The organism is Ruminococcus sp. MCC718 (genome assembly GCF_018783905.1).
GTDB classification, from domain to species: domain Bacteria; phylum Bacillota; class Clostridia; order Lachnospirales; family Lachnospiraceae; genus Hominisplanchenecus; species Hominisplanchenecus faecis.
The window spans coordinates 108,154-130,933 of sequence record NZ_WQNP01000164.1 but is presented as its reverse complement, the minus strand read 5'-3'; the positions used below and the strand labels follow the sequence as shown (position 1 = coordinate 130,933).

Here is a 22,780-nt window from a genome sequence, read left to right as displayed (position 1 = left end):
AAGTAGCTGCATAGCCGAAAGGCAAGCAGTATTGGTGTCATGGACGCACCCTGAAAAAAGACGGTATCCCGCCAGATTTCGGATGCTCTGGTAACTCAGTTACCGAGTAGTTCACATTAAGAATGAAGTATGTAAAGTGTCGCAATAACGCCAGAAATGCAATTATAATAAAGGCAAACGAATATCAAACGTTCATCGATGTGATATTAAGACACACGGAGATTGTTTGCTTTACCGTTTGTCCATATCTGGATCATGTAGATGAATTGAGAGAAGATATTCGATACAAACAGATCATGGGTTCTTATATAGATTCGGAATTTACAGAATCTATACATACAGAAAATTGTAAAGAGAGTCTGGTTTATTTTAAAGCGGACTACTATGTCAGAGAATTTCTGAAAGAGAAAAAGGATCTGTTTGATTTTGGGGATGAGAATGCATCTGTTAATCTTGAAGATGTTGTGTTTATTGGGAAAAAGGGCATCATCTGTGATACGATAACGCATGAAAAGTATTGTGCGGTTTCAGATGAGCTGTTGCACGAGATAAAGAAAAATAGAAAATACTGATTTATTTTAGTCTGAGAAAACGTCCATTTCTATGAAAAGTGGTGAGCAGCAAATTTGTACTGGTGGGGGATCTTAGGCAGATTGCAGAAGTGCACACTATATATTACGCAATATATAGTGTGCACCTCGCAGCAAAATGCCGGAGATATCCTTGAATATCAGATTTCTCAGATTTCCCAGCGTCCGGATGCTCCGCAAGGCAGCACCAGTCCATTGCCGGAAACAGGAAGTCCGACTTCCTGGGAATCTACATGTCCGTGAAAAGCGGCAAGTTCAGTTGCCAGCATGTAGGTGAGGACGGCAGGAGCCAGTCCGGTGGTATAGGAATTTACAAGAAAGAAAAGCGGTTTGTCGCTTAAAAGCTTTGCACAGAGCTTGATGAGCGGATGAATCGCTTCTTCTATTTTCCAGATTTCTCCTTTTGGTCCGCGACCGTAAGAAGGCGGGTCCATGATGATGGCGTCGTAATGATTGCCGCGGCGGATTTCACGCTCTACGAATTTTACACAGTCATCGACGATCCAGCGGATCGGTGCATCTCCAAGTCCGGAAGAACGTGCATTTTCTTTTGCCCAGGTAACCATTCCTTTGGAGGCATCTACGTGTGTAACGCTTGCTCCGGCAGCGGCAGCGGCCAGGGTAGCTCCACCGGTGTAGGCAAAGAGGTTCAGAACCTTGATCGGGCGTCCGGCTTTTTTGATCTTTTCAGAGAACCAGTCCCAGTTAGTAGCCTGTTCCGGGAACAGACCGGTATGTTTGAAACTGAAAGGTTTTAACTGAAAGGTCAGCCCCAGTTTCTGATAGTGAATACTCCACTGTTCCGGGAGATCAAAAAATTCCCACTCACCGCCGCCGCGTTTGCTGCGATGATAGTGTGCATTCGGGCGTTTCCAGCCTCTCAGTGTTTTCGGAGTATCCCAGATAACCTGCGGGTCCGGACGAACCAGAGTATAATCTCCCCAGCGTTCCAGTTTTTCTCCTTTGGAAGTGTCAAGCACTTCGTAATCTTTCCAGTTTTCAGCAATCCACATAATAATGTCCTTTCGTGTGTTTGTTTATTTTTTGATTCTTCTTCAGACCTCTTTGGAACGGAACCAGTAAGTATAAAAATCCTCAAATCCAAGGGATGTATACAGATTTTTAGCGGCAGTATTTCCTTTCACAACCTGAAGGTAAGCGTGTGTCGCACCTTTTTTCTGAGCCTCGGTCAGGATCGAACTGCAGATCGCACGTGCGAAATGCTTTCTGCGGCAGCTTGCATCGACATAGATCGCATACAGTCCGATGTGTCCGCGGTCGAGAATACCAAGACCTGAGGCAACCATGCGGCCTTCGATTTCAATACAGGCGACGATCGTCTCTTTCGGGATCGCTTTGAACATCGATGGTACAATGCGGCGAAGCGTCGGTCTGGTCGTGCCATTCAGACGAAACAGCGACTCAATCCACTCGTCCGTGATCCGGTCGCGGAGCTGGACAGCGATATGTCCCGGATAAAAAACAGAAGAAGGTAGATTTGAATTCCTTCCATAATATTCATATTCTACGGATTCTGCCGGATAAGGATGAAAATTTGTCATCGGCATCGTCATAACCTCTGTGGTATGGCGGATCTCATAACCTTTTTCTTCCAGAAGCTTATCAAAAGACGGATCCAGAAGCGGATTGATCTTAAAATTAGAAGGTGTGTGGTAATTGCGGTACTGAGCTTCGCAGTAAGCGATTTTCTCCTCGATCGGGATCAGAGAATCACCAACCTGTTCCACACTGTTGGTACGGTAAGTATAATTATGAGAAAACCGGATCAGCCAGCCGTCATAAAGCTCAATCTTGTGGGACGGCCAGGCGTTCAGTGAGATTTCCTCGATCAGTTTCATATAAGCAGCGTCTTTTTGCATAAAAATTGCTCCTTTGTAAATTAGGTAACGGGTATCGATAAACCCGGCATTCTTAGTATAGCGACTCAAGATGAGAAAATCAAGCAAGTTCTGCTTTAAGTCGAACACAGGTGAGGCTTGACCATGGTACTTTGATTTGCTAAAGTATATATGTGATGTCAGAAACGGAAAAATCTGTCTCTGGCATGATAGCTGAGATTACTTTATCTAACAAAGTAACTTGTACAATTTGGCATTATCAGAAACAGAAGTTCTGGATTTACAGGAGGCGAAAAGCGATGAAACTTGGATTTATCGGCTGCGGAAATATGGCGAAAGCCATGCTTGGCGGCATTTTAAAAAATGAGATCTGTGCAAAAGAAGATGTGATCGCGACGGCAAAGAGTGAGGCGAGCAGAGGAAATGCCAGAAATACTTATGGAATTCAGGTAACAGCAGATAATATAGAAGCAGCGAAAAGTGCGGATGTGCTGGTGCTGGCAGTAAAACCGATTTTTTATGAAGAAGTGATCCGTGAGATTAAAGATGCAGTGGATGAAAAGAAAATTATCATTTCCATTGCACCGGGAAAAACACTGGCATGGCTGGAAGAGCAGTTTGGCAAAAAAGTAAAGCTGGTAAGATGCATGCCGAATACACCGGCCCTGGTCGGGGAAGGCATGACCGGCGTGTGCTGCAACGAAGAAGTGTCAGACGCAGAGATGCAGGATGTGCTGAAAATCCTTGAGAGCTGTGGAAAAGCAGAAATGCTTCCGGAGCGTCTGATCGATGTGGTTGTTTCCGTCAGCGGAAGTTCACCGGCATATGTATTTATGTTTATTGAAGCGATGGCAGATGCGGCCGTTGCGGATGGTATGCCGCGTGCACAGGCATATCGTTTCGCAGCACAGGCAGTCCTTGGCAGTGCAAAGATGGTGCTGGAGACAGGCAAACATCCCGGTGAACTTAAAGACATGGTATGCTCACCGGGCGGCACAACGATTGAGGCAGTGCGTGTTCTGGAAGAAAAGGGCATGCGAAGTGCTGTGATCGAAGCAATGAAAGCCTGCGTCAAAAAAGGACGGGAAATGTAGGAGGTAAAATCAATGAATGAGAAAACAGTCTGGGAATCTTATACGGAAGAAGACAAAAAGAAAGTATATGATTTCTGTGAAGAATACAGAACATTTCTCTCAAAATGCAAGACAGAGAGAGAATGTGTAAAAGAGATTTTAAAAGAAGCAGAAGCAAAAGGTTACAGGAGTCTGAAAGAAGTTCGCAGATCCGGTGAAAAACTGCAGGCCGGCGATAAAGTTTATGTTTCCATCATGGGAAAAACACTGGCACTGTTCCATATCGGAAAAGAAGCTATGGAAAAGGGCATGAATATTTTAGGAGCTCATATTGATTCTCCGAGACTGGACCTGAAGCAGAATCCGCTTTATGAGAGCGATGGTCTGGCGATGCTGGAAACACACTACTACGGCGGAATCAAAAAATATCAGTGGGTTGCGATGCCGCTGGCATTGCACGGTGTTGTGGCAAAAAAAGACGGAACAAGCGTGGAGATTGCACTGGGTGAAGATCCATCCGATCCGGTTATCGGCATTTCCGATCTGCTTCCGCATCTTGGCAAAAAACAGATGGAAAAACGTGGCAATGAAGTGGTAGAAGGCGAAGACCTCAATATCTTAGTCGGCAGTATACCGCTTTCAGGCGAAGAAAAAGAGCCGGTCAAAAAGCAGATTCTTCAGCTGTTAAAAGAGAAATATAATATAGAAGAAACCGATTTTATTTCTGCAGAACTGGAAGCTGTTCCGGCCGGAAATGCAAGAAATTATGGACTGGATGAGAGTATGATCATGGGCTATGGCCAGGATGACAGAGTGTGTGCCTACCCATCTTACCGGGCAATGTTTGAGCTTGACAAACCGCAGTACACCTGCGTATGCCTGCTGGTAGATAAAGAAGAGATCGGCAGCGTCGGTGCGACCGGTATGCATTCCAGATTTTTTGAAAATGCAGTGGCAGAGATTATGGATGCAGCCGGAGATTACAGCGAACTGAAAGTACGCAGAGCACTTCAGAGTTCCAGAATGTTATCTTCCGATGTCAGTGCAGCTTACGATCCAAATTATCCGGCCGTCATGGAAAAGAAAAACAGTGCCTTTTTCGGCAAAGGACTGACCTTCAATAAATTTACCGGTTCCAGAGGAAAATCCGGTTCCAACGATGCAAATGCAGAATACATCGCAAGAATCCGCAAGATCCTTGATGAAAATGAGGCGGCTTTCCAGACAGCCGAGCTTGGAAAAGTTGATGAGGGCGGAGGCGGAACGATCGCTTATATCCTGGCAAACTACGGAATGGAAGTCATTGACTGCGGCGTGGCAGTGCAGAACATGCACGCACCGTTCGAAGTGACAAGCAAAGCAGATATCTATGAAGCATTTAAAGGCTATCTGGCATTTCTGGAAGAAATGGGCGAGCGAGAATTTTAAACCGTAATTTTTTAAAAAAAAGAGCAGCAGAGGAGATAAAAACCTCTGCTGTTTTTGATTAATCTGACTCTATATTCTGATACATAATAAAAATTTACAAGAAAAACGTATAATTTTACATGGAAAATCAAAAGAAAATTGTGTAAAATTTATAATCATAGAGCAAAACGTATAAACGGGCAAAAGGAGGAGCAAAGAATGAAAAAACGTAACAGAAAAATCAGAAGTGCCATGGCAGCGGCACTGGCAGTGAGTATGGTCGCAGCACCGTGTTCTTCTGCATTGGCAGCCAGTACAAGTGATGAGATCACACAGCGGGAGATTGACAATGCGGCACTGGCAAGAGAGGCAGCCGGACAGGGTATGGTTCTGCTGGAAAATGAAAACCATACACTTCCTTTGAAGACAAAAAAACTGGCACTGTTCGGAAGCGGTGCGGTTCGTACCATCAAAGGCGGATTTGGTTCCGGTGACCCGTTCAACGGAGGACTTTCCGGAGGTGGTTCCTGGGATGTAGATCTGAATGAACGTTATAATATCCACATTTATAATACCTTTAAAAAAGCTGGCTATGATATCGTAAACTCTGATATGCTCGATGCATACGCAGATGCTTATGATGCACAGCACAAAATTGAAGGAAACAGTACGATGAACTGCTTCAAATTCCCTGAGATGGAGATCAGTGATGAAGAGCTGGCAGATGCTTCCGCAGATTCCGATACGGCAATCTATGTCATCAGCCGAAATGCCGGTGAAGGTACCGACCGTACACTGGCAGGGACGAAGGGAACTTACAACGGAGAATCTTATGATATTGGTGATTATTATCTGACGGATCTCGAACGTGAAAATCTGAAGCGTGTGGCAGCGTCCTTTAAAAAGACCATCGTTGTTCTGAATGTCGGCGGTATTATGGATACAAAATTCTATAACGAGATTAACGGACTGGATGCAATGCTTCTGATGGGACAGGCAGGTCAGGAAGGCGGCAACGCACTTCTGGATGTTCTGACCGGAGCCGTGACCCCATCCGGAAAACTGGCAGATACCTGGGCAGAAAACTACAGTGACTATCCGGCATCAGATACCTTTGCAAATGCAGACAAAAACATCAAGAAAGAAGTTTATAACGAAGGTATTTATGTCGGCTACCGCTATTTTGATACCTTTAATATCACACCGAAATACGAGTTTGGTTATGGACTTTCCTACACAGATTTCAAAATTGAGACACAGTCTGTGACAGCAGATGCCAATAAAGTTACCGTAAAAGTAAAAGTTACCAATACCGGCAGCACTTACAGCGGAAAAGAAATCGTACAGGTTTATTATTCCGCACCGGATTCTGCAGAGGCAGAGAAAGAATATCAGGAACTTGGCGGATTTGCAAAAACGGATGAACTTGCACCGGGCGAATCGCAGATTCTGACGATTTCTTATGATACAAAAGACATGGCATATTATAATGAAGACCAGGCAGCTTATATTCTGGATAAAGGAAAATACTATGTGCGTGTCGGTGATTCTTCCAGAAATACCAGTGTTGAGGCAACCATTGAAGTGGATGACACCGCACGGACTGAACAGCTTTCCAACCAGATGGAAGTTCCGGACGGCGAAGATCTGGTAGAATGGAGCAAACCGGAAGAGGGCTACAGTTATCCAACAGAGGAAGCAGAAAAAGAAGCAGCTCCGGTTATCAAAGTTGATGCTTCTGAAATCAAGACAGAAGACCATGCATCTGCATATGAAAATGAAGAAGTAACCACTTACACAACAGATGCTGCTTATGAAGCAACACAGCCGTACGAAAAAGTAGAAGTGGTAGAAAAGAAAGATTCTACTTTAAAAGATGTCATTGAAGGAAAAGCTACGATGGGCGAATTTGTCGCACAGATGAGTGTAGAAGAACTGGCGGCTCTGAACTGCGGAAGCGGATGGGGCGTTGCCAATGAAAATTCTCCGATCGTTGGAAGCAACTCTTCTACGGTAAAAGGTGCAGCAGGTGAGACAACCGTTTACGATCAGTATGGCATTCCGGGCATCGTTCTTGCAGACGGTCCTGGCGGTGTACGAGTAGCACAGAAATTTGATGCGACCATTGAAGGAAGCGATGAAAAACAGACACTGTACCAGTATTGTACCGCATGGCCGGTAAGTTATGTACAGGCTCAGACCTGGGATACCGACCTTGTAAAACGTATCGGTGTTGCATTTGGTAAAGAAGTTGATGAAATGAACATCACACTTCTGCTCGGACCTTCTCAGAATATTCACCGTGATCCGCTCTGCGGAAGAAACTTTGAGTACTATTCAGAAGATCCGGTTGTATCCGGTGTTATGGCAGCAGCCTGCACACTGGGCGTTCAGGAAACACCGGGCGTTGGTGCATGCCTGAAACATTTCGCAGCAAATAACCAGGAAAGTAACCGTAATGCAGTTGACACGATCGTAAGCGAACGTACTCTGCGTGAAATTTACCTGAAAGGTTTTGAAATTGCAGTAAAAGAATCTCGTCCGATGTCTATTATGACATCCTACAACCTGATCAACGGCGTACCGACTGCAGATTCTTACGATCTGTGTACCAACATCGCCCGCGGTGAATGGGGATTTGACGGTCTGATCATGACTGACTGGAACGGCGGTTCCTCTACTCCGATGAAGTCTATGCATGCAGGAAATGATATGATCATGCCGGGCGGAGCAGAGAGAGCACAGAATATTGTAAACGGTATGCAGGATGCAGAACCGAATTTCGATGAAAGAGGACAGGTGGCAGTCGATGTTCAGCTGATGTACGGATTTGTTAAAGTATATTCTGCAAAATGGAATGAATTTACACCGTCCGCAGAAGGAACAAAGACCGTAAGCACAAACCTTGGTGAAGGCTATACAGCAACCGTTGCAGATGACGGAAGAATCCTTGTAAACGGTGAAGAAATCTATCTGAACTATCGTCAGGGATGGTTCAATCCTGGAACATTCAGCGTACCGGCAACAACCGATGTTGTAACCGTAAGCAACGATGGCAAGACTCTGACTTACAAAGGTGAATATGTAGACAACAACATCATCTGCCTCGGCGATGTACAGAAGAGTGCGATCAACAACCTGAACATCATCATGAACTCCAACATGATGCAGAGACGTTATGGTGTAGAAGTAAAAGACTACAGCACAGCACTTGGCAACCTGAAAGCATATCAGACCGTAACAAAAGACAGCGTACAGAAAGCTTCTGCAAACGTTGAATCCTTAAACAAAGTGATCGCTATGGTAGAAGAACTGAATGCTTCTGATTATACAAAAGCAAGCTGGGCAGCAGTAGAAGAAGCTCTGAATGCAGCAAAAGCAGTAGCAGCAAAAGCAGATGCAACCGTTATTGAGACAACAAACGCAATGACAGACCTTCTGGCAGCAATGAACAGCCTGGAACAGGGTGTTGAGAAAACACATCTGGAAATCTCCATAAAAGAAGCTGAAAAAGTGCTGGTACGTGCAGACAAATACAGCAGCCTTGGAAATCTGGAAGAAGCAGTAGCAAACGGTAAAGCCGTTCTTGCAAACGAAGATGCAGATCAGGAAACCGTAGATGCAGCAGCAACTGCAATCCTGAACGAGCTGAGCAAAGCAGTGAAAAATGCAGATCTTTCCTCACTGGAAAGCCTGATCAAATCTGCAAAGAAACTTCAGGATGGAAATTACACAAGCAATTCTCTTGCAAAACTGGATGAAGTAATCAAAGCAGCAGAAGCTGTTGTAGCAAACAAAAACAGAACCGCTGAAGAAGTAAACAAAGCTTACAGCGATCTGATCGATGCAGTGATCTCTTTGGAAAAGAAAGGCAACAAAGCGGCCCTGAAAGCAATGCTTGAAAAAGCAGCAGCTGTTCTGGAAGATAGCGATGCTTATGTAGCAGCAACCATCGAAGGACTTGCAGATGTAAAAGCAGATGCACAGGCAGTTTATGATAACGATGATGCAGTTCAGAATGAAGTAAACGCAGCAGTTCGTACACTGACACTGAAACTTGCAGAAGCAAGACTGTTAGGTGACGTAGACAACGATGGTGCAGTGACAACAGCCGACAGTACCGCACTTCTGGCAGCAAGTGCAGAACTGACAGAACTGGATGCAGATGCAGCGGCAGCAGCAGATGTAAACGGTGACGGTGTTGCAGACACAGGCGATGCAGCTCTGATCCTTGAGTATGCAGCAGAGAAAGTTGCAGGATTCTAAAAAATTCTGTATACAAGAAGAATAAAGAATAAAGGCGGCAGAGGAAGTAATTCCTCTGTCGTTTTTTGCTGTCAGGGAGTCCTGAAATATACAAAAAATCAATACAGGATGATTCATCGGAAGCCTGTTTGTGTAAAAAACCAGGCATTTCAGTAGAAAATGTGGATATCATAAAAAAATGCAAGCAAAACGTATAATATTACATGGAAACCCACAAAAAACTTGTATAAAATATATAATTACAAGGGCATGTTAACAGAAAGGCAGATTTGACACTGTCTGAAGCACAGCATAACAGAAGGAAGGAGGATCACGTTATCCTGTGTATGTCAAAAGTCCCCAACTATGATGCCTACGGATTGTTCCGTGCGTTGCACTCCCACAATCCTCCCCAGTATTCGCATATCGTGGGATTATCATCCCACTTTTATGCTCATATCGGGGCGGGTCCCAAGGTCTTTCATCCACCTATGAGCAAGCTCATGTGGATTTAGACCTTTTGACCCTGGCATCATGAAATAAGTGAATATAAAAAGGAGGCACGGCATATATGAAGAGAACTTCAAAACGCGTGATGGCAGTCGCAGTGTCGCTTGCAATGGTACTTACCGGCAGCACAAGTGCACTGGCAGCAACAACGAACCCGGAAATCAGTGACCGAGAGATCGAACATAAAACAGCGGCGAAAAACATTGCAGCACAGGGTATGGTCCTTCTGGAAAACAAGAACAATTCCCTGCCGATCTCCAAAGAAAAAGGAACCAAGATCGCACTTTTTGGTCAGGGCGTATACAATACCATCAAAGGCGGTACCGGTTCCGGTGCAGTAAACCAGCGTGATAACGTTACCGTACAGCAGGGCTTTGAAAATGCAGGCTATGATATCGTTGATATTGACTTTGTAAATCAGATGCATGAAAGATGGACGGCAAATGGCGGCGGAACAAGCCAGGGCTGGAGCTACAAATGGGTAAATGAACCGATTTATGAGCAGACCGAAGGTGCCGTAGATCAGATCAAAGCAGCAGCAGAAAAAACAGACACCGCTATTTACGTGATCGCACGTAACTCCGGTGAAGGTTCTGACCGTTCCGCAGGAAAAGGTGATTACCTCTTATCCGACGATGAAGAGGCGAACTTAAAGCTGCTGGGACAGAACTTTGAAAATGTTGTTGTTGTCCTGAACGTAGGCGGAATCATTGATACAAAGTTTTTTGATAAGATTGATGGTCTGGATTCCATGCTTCTGATGTCTCAGGCCGGTATGACAGGCGGAGATGCGTTGGTAGAAGTATTGAACGGAACCGTAAATCCATCCGGTAAACTGACCGACACCTGGCCGGTGAATTTCGATGACAACCCATCGAGTGAAGGATTTGCAAACCAGGACGGCAACACCGCTCAGGAATTATATAACGATGATATTTTCGTAGGATATCGTTATTATGATACGTTTGGTGTGGATGTCTCTTATCCGTTTGGTTACGGTGGATCTTACACAAGTTTTGCGATGTCAACAAAATCGGTAAAAGCAGACAAAGATAAAGTAACCGTACAGGTTAAGGTAAAAAATACTGGTACCGTATCCGGTAAAGAAGTAGCAGAAGTTTATTTCTCAGCTCCGGACGGTGAACTGGACAAGCCATATCAGGAACTGGCCGGCTACGCCAAGACAGACGAACTGGCACCGGGCGAGTCTCAGATCCTTACGATCAGTTTTGATACGAAAGAAATGGGATCTTACGATACCGACAAAGCAGCTTACGTGATGGAAGATGGCGATTACATTATCCGTGTCGGTAATTCTTCCAGAAATACACACGTAGCAGCGAAACTCAATGTCGCAGAAGACACGATCACCGAGCAGTACAGCAACCTGATGGTTCCGGTAACAGAAAACGACAACATCGAAAACAGTGATAAATATCCGACCCTGGAGCCGATGACAACCGAAGGTGCAACATCGATCACATACGATGGCGAAGCAAATGAGATCGCGGCAGCAAAGACGATTGAAGTGGATTTTACAGGCTACAAAGCACCGGAGATCATCAAAGAGAACGAAGACGTAACGGTTTACACTTCCGATACAACCGAAGAAAAATATCTGTTTGCCAAGAATGAAGACGGAGCAACAGGAACTGTTTCCCGTGTAGAAAAAGCAAACGCAAACAACACCGACTACAGCGTAACTTATCAGGAGCACGTTAAGAAATTTGACGGTGACTACAGCAAGAATACACTGAAAGATGTTTACGACGGTAAGATCAGTCTTGAGCAGTTCGTATCCGGTTTAAGCCTCTATGAGTTGGCAAACCTGGTAAACGGACATTCCAGTGACAAGACCGTACAGGGCGTTGCAGGAGCAACCTGGAAAAACGATGAAAAAGGGTTTGTACCTGTAAACCTGTCTGACGGACCTGCAGGTCTTCGTATTACACAGCACTATAAACAGGATGATACCGACTATTATCAGTATGCAACTGCATGGCCGATGGCGATTATGACCTCCTACAACCAGAATAACGGAAGACCGGCAGCGGATGACTATGATCTTTGTACCGCATTTGCAAGAGACGAATGGGGATTCAAAGGCATGATCATGACAGACTGGGGCGGCGGACAGTCTGTACCGATGTACGAAATGCACGCAGGCAACGACCTTGTTTGCCCGGGCAAAGGCTACTCTCAGATCATGAAAGGCTTTATCAATGAGCCGGCATGGACAAGCGATGGTTATGTAGAACTGGAAGAGAGAAGCATTCAGGATGTTGATGCAAGCGGAAATCCGATCACAGTTTCTAAGATGGTTCCGAACTTTGGCGGATACAAACTGGATCTGAACGGCAATCTGGAAATCTCCACAACCGTAGCAAAAGGCGTAGAACTGAACGAAAAAGTTGCAGAACTGAAAGAACAGGGTTATATCACATCTGTTACAACAAACAGCCGTGGTGTGACAACTGTTACTTATAAAGTGAGCATGGATGACGGCGTAGAATCTACACAGGTTATCTCTCTTGGTGACCTTCAGAAAGCAGCCATCAACATCTGTAACTTTATTATGAATTCCATCGAATTTGCAAACGCAAACGACCTGGAAGCAAAATCACTGAACGAACTGTATGCAGACGCACTGCAGACGATCACTTCCTATGAAAAAGATGACGTTGTTCCGTCCACAACATACTCCACGATCACCGAAGGTTATGACTGGGGTCCGGCAATCTCCAAGGTTGTTGTAAATGTCGGCAAAGCAATGAGCGGAAATATTGACGCATCTGCATTTGAAGTAAACGTAACAAGAAAAGCACTCAGCGGATTCCTTCTTGGACCATCCAGAGGAACACGTAACGTAACCGCAGCTTATGTATCCGATGCAAACGGAAACAAAGCAGCAACGGGCAATTACATTACTCTGGAACTGGAAGTAGGACCGGATCTGTCCATCGGATCTCCGTTCAACTACAACTTCTTCGGAAGCGGCCACAATGAGTATGTAGACACTGCATATGAAGTAACCTTAAATAAAGAACTCAAAGCAGCAGACGGCAGCAGCGTAAATTTTGCAGCAAATAAATTTGCAGCAGACACCACACGGATCTGTGATGACTTTGATCTTGACGGTAAATTCAGCTACAACGATGAAAAATTTGGTCAGATCGCTCTGACATACGCTTCCTATACACCGGAAGCAGCTAAGAATGACGGCAAGAAAAATGCTCTGATCATCTGGCTGCATGGGGCAGGCGAAGGCGGAACAGATCCACGTGTAGCACTGTTAGGAAACAAAGTAGTCAACCTGGCAACCGATACTGTACAGCAGTACTTTGACGGCGGAGCATACGTTCTGGCAGCACAGTGCCCGACGATGTGGATGGATGATGGTTCCGGACAGTATACAAGCGATGGAACCTCCAAATACACAGCAGCTCTGATGGAACTGATCAAAGCTTATGTAAACAGCAACTCTGATATCGATGCAAGCCGCGTATACATCGGCGGATGCTCAAACGGCGGATTTATGACCATGAACATGATCGTACATTATCCGAAATACTTTGCAGCAGCATATCCGGTATGCGAAGCTTACACAAACGATGCACTGACAGACGAAATGGTAGAATCTATCAAAGATATGCCGATCTGGTTCACACATGCAAAGAATGACCCGACCGTAAAAATCGGTACCATTGATGAAGACGGCAATTTCGTATCCAACGGTAACTACTCACCGAAGGCTTACGAGAGACTGACAGAAGCAGGCGGAAGCGATATCCACTTCTCACTGTTTGACGATGTACACGACACCACAGGTCTCTACAAGAGAGCAGACGGCACACCGTATCAGTACAACGGACACTGGTCATGGCTCTACACTCTGAACAACGAGTGTAAAGAAAACATCGACGGCGAAGAAGTAACTATCTGGCAGTGGATCTCCACAAAATCAAAAACAAACAGAGGACTTGAAAAAGTCATCGCAAAAGTAAACGCACTGAACGCAGAAGACTACACAGCAGACAGCTGGGCAGCAGTACAGAGTGCACTGGCAGCAGCCAAAGCAGTAGCAGCAGATCAGAATGCAACACGCACACAGATCAACGCAGCAATGGAAGAGCTGGTAGCAGCATACTCCAAATTAGAGTATGGCGTACAGAAACTTCATCTGGAAGTTGCAGTAGAAGAAGCAGAAAAGATCCTGGCACATCCGGAAAATTATGAAGACATTGCAGCTCTGAAAGCAGCACTGGAAAGCGGAAAAGCAGTTCTGGAAGATAAAGATGCAGATCAGACAGCAGTAGATGCAGCAGCAGAAGCAATCCTTGCAGAACTGAACAAAGTAGCAGACAAAGCAGATGTGAAATCTCTGGTTAATCTGATTGAATCCGCAAAGAAACTTCTGGACGGCAATTACACAAGCGATTCCCTGAAAGACCTCAAAGCAGCGATCAAGAAAGCAGAAGATGTTATAGCAAATCCGAACAGAACAGAAGCAGAGATCGGAACCGCATATGCAGATCTGATCAATGCAATCCTGAATCTGCAGATGAAAGCTAACAAAGCAGCTCTGAAAGCAATCCTTGACAAAGCAAATGAAGTACTTGGAAACGCAGACGCTTATGTAGCAGCAACCATCGACGGACTGGATGCAGCGGCAGCAGAAGCACAGACAGTATACGACAACACAGACGCTCTTCAGGATGATGTAGACGCAGCAGTTCGTGCACTGACACGCAAAGTGGCAGATGCAAGACTTCTGGGCGACGTAGACAACGATGGTGAAGTAACAACAGCCGACAGTGTAGCACTTCTGGCAGCAAGTGCAGAAATTACAAGCCTCGATGCAGATGCAGCAGCAGCCGCAGATGTAAACGGAGACGACGTGGCGGATACAAACGATGCAGTTCTGATCCTTCAGTATGCAGCAGAAAAAGTTGCATCCTTCTAAGCGGATGAAGAACCTGCAAAAATGAATTACAAAAAGAGATGCCACAGATCACAGATTCTGACATTTCGATAAAAACGGAGCGGTGTAGCATTAAGTTACACCGCTCCGATTGCGTTTCATGACTTTGATCAAATGTAAAATAGCTGAAATTTCATCTTCCGTCAGTCCGGAGAAATCAACATTCTGTTTTTGTTCTACGCCAAGCAGATAATCTGTTGAGACGTTAAAAATTTTGGAAATGTGAATCAGAACATCATAAGAAGGCAGACGTAATCCTGTTTCATAAGCACTGATGACGGATTTTGTCAGCCCAAGCTTCTGTGACAGCTGTGCCTGGGTCATGTTTTTCTGCAGACGCAGTGACTTCAAAGTGTTGCCAAAGTCCACCATATCAATCCCCCTTTTGTGTTCATAATACTATAGGCGTAGTATTTAATTGGTGTTAAAAGTATTGGAATAGTTGACAAATTCGACAGGATTTTACATAATAAGACATGGAGATTTACATTGAAAGAAAAACAGACAGAATGGGAGAAAGTTATGAGTATATTTTCACAATTGTTATCCGAATATATGAAACAGAAAAAAATACAGACCTATCGCCTTGCCCAGTATTGCGGCTATGACCGGGGAAATATGTATAAAATCATCAACGGCAAACGCAATCCGCCGGGCAAAGAATTTGTCGAAAAAGTGGCCGGATATATGCATCTGACACCCCTGGAGAAAACAAAACTTTACGAAGCCTATCAGATCAGTATTGTCGGTTACGATATCTACTATCGTCGAAAAGCGGTTCTGGAATTTTTGACAGAAGTCGATGCCGGACGAGAACTCGATTTTGCTCTGCAGCCGATCCGTGCAGAACAGGGATTTGAAATGGAAGACAAAACCTTTATGCTGTTAGAAGGACGTCACGCCGTCCGTTCTGCCCTGATGTATATGACTGCGGATGAGACACACCAGTCTGAAGGACATATCCGCATGCTGCTCCAGCCGGAGACAGACTTCCTGGCGAGTATCCTTGCCATGTGCAGCAACAGCGGCATACAGACACGGGTGGATCATATATTCTGCCTGGATGACACAAACAAAGCCACAGGAAAAGATAAAAATTACAACCTGACCTGCCTGAAAAATATTCTGCCGCTCTATCATTATAATTACGAATACCAGACCTGGTACTATTACGGTTATATACCGGGGCAGAATCAGATGTTTGCACTGTTTCCATATATGGTACTGACCTCCGGGTATGCCTGTATACTGACCGCAGATCTAAAAAAAGGATACCTCACCAAAGAGCCGGAAATGCTGAAGATGCTCTCTGAAATTTTCGAAAACTGCCACAGTCATGCCAGCCGTTTTGCCAGCCTTGCAGATTCTGCCAATCATGCCGCAGAACAGATGGCATTTCTAAGTGCCACCTTCTCCGAACGCTCCACAGGATACAGCCTGCAGATGGAACCATGCTTTATGCCGGTTCTGACAAAAGAAATCCTTCAGAAATACGTCCGCAAGGACCTGCCGGGCAGAGAGATCTTCCTCGTCCAACTCCAGGATTATACAAGACAGCTGGCAAAACAGAAAATGATCTATATATGCAGCATGGAAGGTATCCTCAGATTCCTCCAAAACGGCAGAATCCCGGAAATCCCGGATGGACTCTACGAAATCCCGTCCGCTTCGGACCGTATCCAGATCGTCAAAGCCCTGCTCGCCCCGGAGCGTGCGACCAGACTTCGCATCCTGAAAAACAGCATCGGCAACACCGAAACGCCCGTTTATCTCTACATCACACCAAAAACAGGCACCCTGCGGCTGCCGCTTGCAACCGACCAGATGGTCAACCTCCAGATCCAGGAAACCGGAATGCTGGAGGCATTTTATGACTTCTGCGAGAACCTCGATGAAGAAATGTTCTATAGCTTCGAGGAGGCAGAAAATATCGTGGAAGAAGAGATGAATAATCAGGGGTGGAAAGCAGAATGACGGAAAGAAGAATAAAAGAAAAAATGCCCGGCGAGAGCCGGGTTTTTTATTGCAATATTTAAGAAAAAAGTTGACTACAAAAGTTGACACATATTGAGAGGATATTTGAAAAAACGATAAAATAAAACTCAGAAAGTCAAAATAAAGAAAATAATGGAGGTGATTAGTCTGCTAACAGTTAATACGATTGGCTTTTGTGTGTTAGGAATACCAGCGTATTTTTTCTGTGCCATTATAGGATTTGTCTTGACAACTTGTGTTTATATGACACTTATATTATCTAAAAATTATGATATTACACAGAGCGTAAAAATATTGTTTATTTCTATTTGCGGTATGGCTATAGGGGCAAAATTGTTTGGCTTTATGACTGGCATATATAGAAGCATTGGAATGAATCAAAACATAACATTAAAAAGCATTTTTGATACGGGAATTGTGTTTTATGGAGGATTATGCGGACTGCTTGTTACCTATACCATATGCTTGAAATCCAAATATTGTAATTTGGATATGCAAGCATTAAATATATTAGCAGTTTGTGTTCCATTATTTCATTCCATTGCACGAATGGGTTGTTTTTTGTCAGGATGTTGTTATGGAAGGATTTATAAGGGGATAATGGCTGTCAGATACATCACGACGATTGAAAATAGTAGAGATGTAAATTTACGTTTTCCAGTCCAGATTGTTGAGGCGGCTGTTGAAGTTTTGATATTCATATATTTATTGACTTTATTAAAAAATAATGAATGGAAAAACAAAAAAATATTGTTCAGATATTTAGCTTTATATAGTTTGGCCAGATTTTTTCTTGAATTTTTGAGAGGGGATTTCAGAAGAGGAATTATATGTGGTGTTTCATTTAGCCAAAGTATATCCGTGTTAATTTGGGTAGCTTTAATCATAAAATTATTACTTGAGAAAAAAAGATTTCAAAGGAAAAAGAAGGAGGATTGTAATGACTAAAACGATAATATATACACTAAAAGGAGCAGCAGCAGGAGCAGCAGGAGCAGTATGTTTGTTTGTGATAGGTTTTATAATTGAATTTTTCAATTTTGGATGGGCTATTTTGACTTGCGATTGTGACAAAGAGATGGTTTTTGATTGGTCAGGAACGTTAGGTCTGTTTCTGATTTGTGTTGTCGGTGGAGCAGTGTTAGGTCTGTTTTATGGGATGTATAAAGCAAAGCAAGAGAGAGATATCGAGGCAGCCAGAATTAAAGCAGCCAATTCAGAAGAAGCTCGTATACAGAGAGTAAAATGGGCAGGTGAAATAAAACAAAAAGCTTTGAGTGTGAATAATATCTGCACGAGTAAACGAGCAGCAATTCAACCATTGGTGTCAACAAAGTATCAGTTAGAAAATCAGGCAACAGAGATTATGAATGAATTAACAAAAGTTGCTGAAAAGCAAGGACAAGTCAATATTATAGTAGAAGAGATATCGGAAGAAATGCAGAATGGTGGTGGTTTGGCATGAAAATTGTAAAATGTTCTAAATGTGGAAAATATCTTTGTAAATCAAAGGTGTGTTTTCATTGTGGAAATAGTACAGAATTCAGTGAAATTAAAAAGATAGAGATTCATGAAAATGTTATTCAGGAATATGCGAAAGTGGAAGATCTTATCGAAGATAAAAAGTTTGATGAAGCATTTTCAATTTCAAATATAGTTGTTGAATGGATGCCGAAACAGTCAGGGATTTTTTTTCTTAGACTCCTGGCTAAAAAACATTGTACGTCAGAACTGGAATTAATGAAAAAAGGTTTTGATTGTGAAAATGATCCGGATATGTGTAATGCATTGGCTTTCTCAGAAGGAGCAGAGTATAGTATGTATCTTGATATTCAGAATACGATAATAGCGATGAAGAAACTATTTAAAATGGAAATTTTAAATCATAAAAACAGATGTAAATTAAAAACAGATATTTTGCAGATAAAAGAGACTATGCAAAACCAAATAGAGACAAGAAAAAAGAAATTGTTTTCGATGTATAAAAAACTTGAAGAGGAAGAAGACTCCCTTTATGTTTTAGAAACAGACTGCCGTTTACTTCTGGAAGAGCATAAAAAAACGCTTGAACAGTCTGCATATACATCTGGTTCTATAAAAGAAGAAGTGTACAGGCTTGAGGAATGTACGGAAGAAGATTTTTCTAAGTATCAGATTAAAATAGGAAGTGTTTTATGGCAGGCGGAACAGGCAGAAGTTGCTCTGGCAACTATAAAGAAACAGCATCCGTGGATTAAAGCGTTTCAGAATCTTGTAAATGAGCGTAATGGTCAGATACAGTTAATAAAAGAAGAACTTACTTCATTGAAATACTATGAAGATCAAGTTCAGCAGACAATAGATGAAATTACCGAGATTGAAGAAAGACATGAAAAGGTTATTTGTTCGGTTGAAGAATATGATTTTTCCGATGCTTTTGGTCTTTTGGGAGAAGCGTGTTGTAATAAAATTTTAAAAAAAGTTGGAATAGAAAGAGCTATGAGCGTTCGGGAGTGGAAAGATAGTACAGAATTAGATAATCTGTGAGATATTTATTAACAGGAGGTGTAACAATGGAATATACTTCACAATTATTTGTTAAGTTTTTAAAAGATTTAAATATTTTTGATAATAATAATCGTTCTGCAATGCATGCAACTTCTTGTCTTATTGAGGAACGTGAAGAAAATGAAAAAGTGGAATGGGAGCAGGTTCGTGCTTTAGCAGAAAAACAGGTGAAAAATTATTCGTCAAACACACAGTTTTTGGTGTCAGATTTTCAAAATAGAATAAGCAAAGTACTGGATAACGATGTCAGAGAAAAAGATGGGTTGTTTCGTAGATTACAAGAGTGTAAAGAAGCTTTGGCATTAATTTCCAGTTCTGAAAGAAGTATTGAAAATAAAGAGCTTTATGTAGCTAATCGGGAAAGCTCAAAACAACAGGTGCAGATGAATGTTGATGATATTCTTCAAGGAAAAGTTGATTTTACAGGTATGTTATATAATCTGAATATAACATTGAAAGGATCGAGAAAAAAAGAGATTGCAAATGAGTGTGCTTCTTTTTTTAATACCTGTCGCACAGCAGAATTAATGTTAAGTGAAGAAATCAATGCTTTGCGAGGTCATCTAATTCAAAATAGCGAGGTGTTACATACAAGATATAGAGAGATTACTCAGGATGTTCAAAAAACAAACTATGCAGAATGGACATCTCAGATGGAATTTTTAGACAACTTAGTAAGTAAATATGTAGAACAAAATCAGACAAGTAGTGCAGAAACGGATAAAGAAAAAAAATACAGACTTGATGGAATGAAACAACGTCTCAGAGAGCTTGCCAATGCATTTTTTGAGGAATATCCACCGCAAAAATTTGCAGAAGAATATAATCGTTTGTATTCAATGGAACCTTCATTTGCAAATTATAAATGTTATAAGGAAATGCCTAAAAATATACATATCAGTACTTTAGAGTATGATATTTCTCCGCTTGGATTAAGTGATTATACCAAAGATTTCCTGGACAGATATTATTTCTTTTTGCATCGAGATAATAAACTGTGTATTCCTTATTGCGTTTCTTTTGGACCTGAGTTTAATTATCTATTTAAGTTTGAGGCAGAAAAACGCGAAGATGCTGTAAAAAATGCATGTGATTTGGGAATGCGTTTATTTATGATGTTACCACCGGGGAAAGTCAATTTTACTTTTGCTGATCCGGTTGCACTGGGAGCAAGTTTTGCTATGTTTACTCGTTTGGTAGATGTAAATGACAGGACAAGTGAAGTGATCAATGGAAAGATTTGGTCAACACCGGCAGATATTGAGCAAAAATTAAAAATAATGACAGATCATATTTCTAATGTTACGCAAAGATGTTTACAGGGAAAATATGAGAATATATATGAATATAATATTGAAGCGGAACAGAATGCAGAAGCATATCAGGTTTTAATGATTATGGATTTTCCGGCAGGTATGACAGATCAATCGTTAAAATTACTTAAGCAAATTATCACATCTGGACCGAAATGCGGTGTCTTTACAATTATATATTGGAATGAAAGTCAATATCAGAAATTCTCGGAGCGTTCCTATCCTTTAATTGCTAATATTGAAACAGATGTTCAGGAATTTAATTTTGATAAAGAAGGCAAACAGATTTTTTATGCAGGAGAAAAAGTAAAAGGCAAACCATTGCTTTGGGAGAGTCTTCGCTTACCAAGTACAGATCAGATGAATCAGATTATTGATATTTTAAAGAAAAGTATCAAAAATGCAGATAAAGTAGTTATAGGAATTGATAAAGTAATTGATGAAGTGAGTCAGGAGGAAATTACGCACACAACAAAAGATGGAATCAACATACCGATAGGTGTACGTGGTGCTAAAGAGATACAATATTTAACCTTGGGTGTGGGAGGAAGTCATCATGCTCTGATTGCAGGTGTTGCCGGTTCAGGTAAGTCAAGCTTATTGCACACAATTATTCTTGGAGCGTTGCAGCAATATTCACCGGACGAACTTTCTTTGTATCTTGTAGATTTTAAAAGGGGTGTTGAGTTTAAAATTTACGCTGATTTTGAACTTCCGTCGTTCAAAGTTATAGCTATCGAGAGTGAACGTGAATTTGGCTATAATATTTTATGTGCATTGGAACGTGAACAGAAAATACGTGCAGACTTGTTTAAGAAGAATCACGTAGACAGGATAGAAGAATATCGTAGTTTAAAAGAATATCCTAAGTTAAAAAAAATGCCCCGCATATTGGTTATTATGGATGAATTTCATGAGCTTTTTTCCAGTGCTAATGATGAATTTGCGAAGAAGTCAGCAGTTATTTTGGAAAGAATTGTTCGACAGGGCCGAGCATTTGGCATTCATTTGATTTTAGCTTCACAAAGTTATTCTAATATTACTGGTGTTAATAGAGCTGTATTTGATCAAATGGCAGTTCGTATTGTACTTAAGTGTTCCAAAACAGATGCTAATTTATTGTTAGACAATGGAAGTACTGAAATTGACCAGATTTCAATCGATGATCCGGGACGTGCAGTTTATAATTCAGAAGCTGGTAATAAAGAGTATAACAGTCATTTTAGAGTTGCATATATTGCCCCTGAAAAACACAGAGGTATGCTTCAGAAAATCAGTAAAGATACAGCTGCTTATGCGGATCCGGAGCAACCTACACGTATTTTGCTGTCTAATATTGAAGATAACAAATATAGTATTTTCAACCAGTTCACTGAGTATAAAGCAAATAAGTGTCCAGTTCTTGGACGACTTTATATCGGCGAATCTCTTAGCGTAACTCAAAATATGATGAGTATGGAACTGGGACGAAATGAGAATGCAAACTTATTGATGCTGGGGAATAATACGGAGAAAGCAAGAAATATGTTTGCCTTTGCTATTTTGAGTATTTGCATTAATTATTGGGTTAAAAATAAAAAAGCACCGGATAAACCATTTATTTATTTACTGAACAGCAAACCACTTGAAGATGGGTATTTTAAGGATATACCGAAAATAATTGCAAAAGAACTGCTTCCGGAATATGTCCGCTATATCCATTGTGGTGAAGAAAAAGCAGTACAGGAAGTTTTGTCAGGACTGTATGATGATTTAAATAATAAAGCTAATGTTGCTGATGAAACAGAAAAATTTTTCTTTGTTTTTGGATATCAACGTGCAGAAGAATTAAAATCAGAAATAAAACTTTCTCAGAGTGATGATATTGACAGCTTGTTTAACATTATGTCCAATAGATCGGATCAGCCGAGACTTTCACCAAAAGAAATGTTCCATAATCTTGTAAAGAATGGTGCACAGCAGGGTATTCATGTAATACTTTGGCAGGATAGTTTCAGTTTGCTTGAACGTGATGATAATAATATTATGTCATATTTCAATTTAAAAATAGCTTTTGACATGACAAACGAAGAGTATTCAAGATCAGTTTATGCCAATGACACTGCTTTGATGAATGAAAATAGTGCAATTTATTATAACAAAGCAAGAGATAACCAGAAGTTCAGACCGTATCAGGAACCAGATGAAACATGGTTAGAGGACATCAGTGAGAAACTGAAGGACAATAAGATGGGAAATAGAGAAATATTGTGACAATAGA

At 42.0% G+C, this 22,780-nt stretch carries 13 protein-coding genes; 10 read left to right on the top strand and 3 right to left on the bottom strand.

The genetic code is table 11. The features are described from left to right. Positions 1-200: 200 nt before the first annotated feature. Entirely contained in the window at positions 201-572 is a 372-nt protein-coding gene (locus GPK60_RS13550; protein WP_215660709.1) for a hypothetical protein, read from the top strand. Between the two features lie 167 nt (positions 573-739). Here GPK60_RS13550 and GPK60_RS13545 read toward each other — a convergent pair whose 3' ends face one another. Together GPK60_RS13545 and GPK60_RS13540 are read right to left on the bottom strand one after the other, a co-directional pair. Then, positions 740-1,603 (bottom strand): class I SAM-dependent methyltransferase, encoded by an 864-nt coding sequence (locus GPK60_RS13545; protein WP_022118715.1) that lies wholly within the window; start codon positions 1,601-1,603, stop codon positions 740-742. Positions 1,604-1,645: 42 nt separating this feature from the next. Beyond that, on the bottom strand, positions 1,646-2,470 hold the full coding sequence (locus GPK60_RS13540; RefSeq protein ID WP_215660707.1) for a GNAT family N-acetyltransferase: 825 nt from the start codon (positions 2,468-2,470) through the stop codon (positions 1,646-1,648). Positions 2,471-2,748: 278 nt separating this feature from the next. Between GPK60_RS13540 and proC the strand changes: the two genes are divergently transcribed. From proC to GPK60_RS13520, 4 genes are all read left to right on the top strand, one after another. Next, positions 2,749-3,543: a pyrroline-5-carboxylate reductase gene (gene proC, locus GPK60_RS13535; protein WP_215660704.1), complete on the top strand. Its 795-nt coding sequence runs from the start codon at positions 2,749-2,751 to the stop codon at positions 3,541-3,543. Positions 3,544-3,555: 12 nt separating this feature from the next. Beyond that, positions 3,556-4,950, top strand: coding sequence for an aminopeptidase (locus GPK60_RS13530; protein WP_215660701.1), 1,395 nt, complete (start codon positions 3,556-3,558; stop codon positions 4,948-4,950). 198 nt (positions 4,951-5,148) lie between these two features. Beyond that, positions 5,149-9,195 carry a glycoside hydrolase family 3 C-terminal domain-containing protein gene (locus GPK60_RS13525; protein WP_173897700.1) on the top strand — a complete coding sequence of 1,349 codons (4,047 nt, stop codon included), beginning with the start codon at positions 5,149-5,151 and terminating at the stop codon, positions 9,193-9,195. 550 nt (positions 9,196-9,745) lie between these two features. Further along, complete coding sequence (locus GPK60_RS13520) at positions 9,746-14,647, top strand: glycoside hydrolase family 3 C-terminal domain-containing protein (RefSeq protein ID WP_215660699.1); 4,902 nt, start codon at positions 9,746-9,748, stop codon at positions 14,645-14,647. Positions 14,648-14,737: 90 nt separating this feature from the next. On the opposite strand, the gene GPK60_RS13515 is transcribed toward GPK60_RS13520, so the two are convergent. Further along, positions 14,738-15,037: a helix-turn-helix transcriptional regulator gene (locus GPK60_RS13515; RefSeq protein ID WP_173866334.1), complete on the bottom strand. Its 300-nt coding sequence runs from the start codon at positions 15,035-15,037 to the stop codon at positions 14,738-14,740. A gap of 150 nt (positions 15,038-15,187) precedes the next feature. On the opposite strand from GPK60_RS13515, the gene GPK60_RS13510 reads away from it, so the two are divergent. The 5 genes from GPK60_RS13510 to GPK60_RS13490 all read left to right on the top strand — a co-directional run bounded on the left by GPK60_RS13510 (position 15,188) and on the right by GPK60_RS13490 (position 22,773). Beyond that, positions 15,188-16,639, top strand: coding sequence for a helix-turn-helix domain-containing protein (locus GPK60_RS13510; RefSeq protein WP_215660696.1), 1,452 nt, complete (start codon positions 15,188-15,190; stop codon positions 16,637-16,639). Positions 16,640-16,792: 153 nt separating this feature from the next. Continuing rightward, positions 16,793-17,608 (top strand): prolipoprotein diacylglyceryl transferase family protein, encoded by an 816-nt coding sequence (locus GPK60_RS13505; protein WP_215660694.1) that lies wholly within the window; start codon positions 16,793-16,795, stop codon positions 17,606-17,608. Then, on the top strand, positions 17,601-18,125 hold the full coding sequence (locus tag GPK60_RS13500; RefSeq protein WP_215660692.1) for a hypothetical protein: 525 nt from the start codon (positions 17,601-17,603) through the stop codon (positions 18,123-18,125). The genes GPK60_RS13505 and GPK60_RS13500 overlap by 8 nt, the downstream gene beginning before the upstream one ends. Then, positions 18,122-19,186 (top strand): hypothetical protein, encoded by a 1,065-nt coding sequence (locus GPK60_RS13495; protein ID WP_215660689.1) that lies wholly within the window; start codon positions 18,122-18,124, stop codon positions 19,184-19,186. The genes GPK60_RS13500 and GPK60_RS13495 overlap by 4 nt, the downstream gene beginning before the upstream one ends. A 26-nt stretch (positions 19,187-19,212) precedes the next feature. Further along, the gene (locus tag GPK60_RS13490; protein ID WP_215660688.1) at positions 19,213-22,773 is read left to right on the top strand and encodes an FtsK/SpoIIIE domain-containing protein; all 3,561 of its coding nucleotides are present in this window, start codon (positions 19,213-19,215) and stop codon (positions 22,771-22,773) included. Positions 22,774-22,780: the final 7 nt, after the last annotated feature.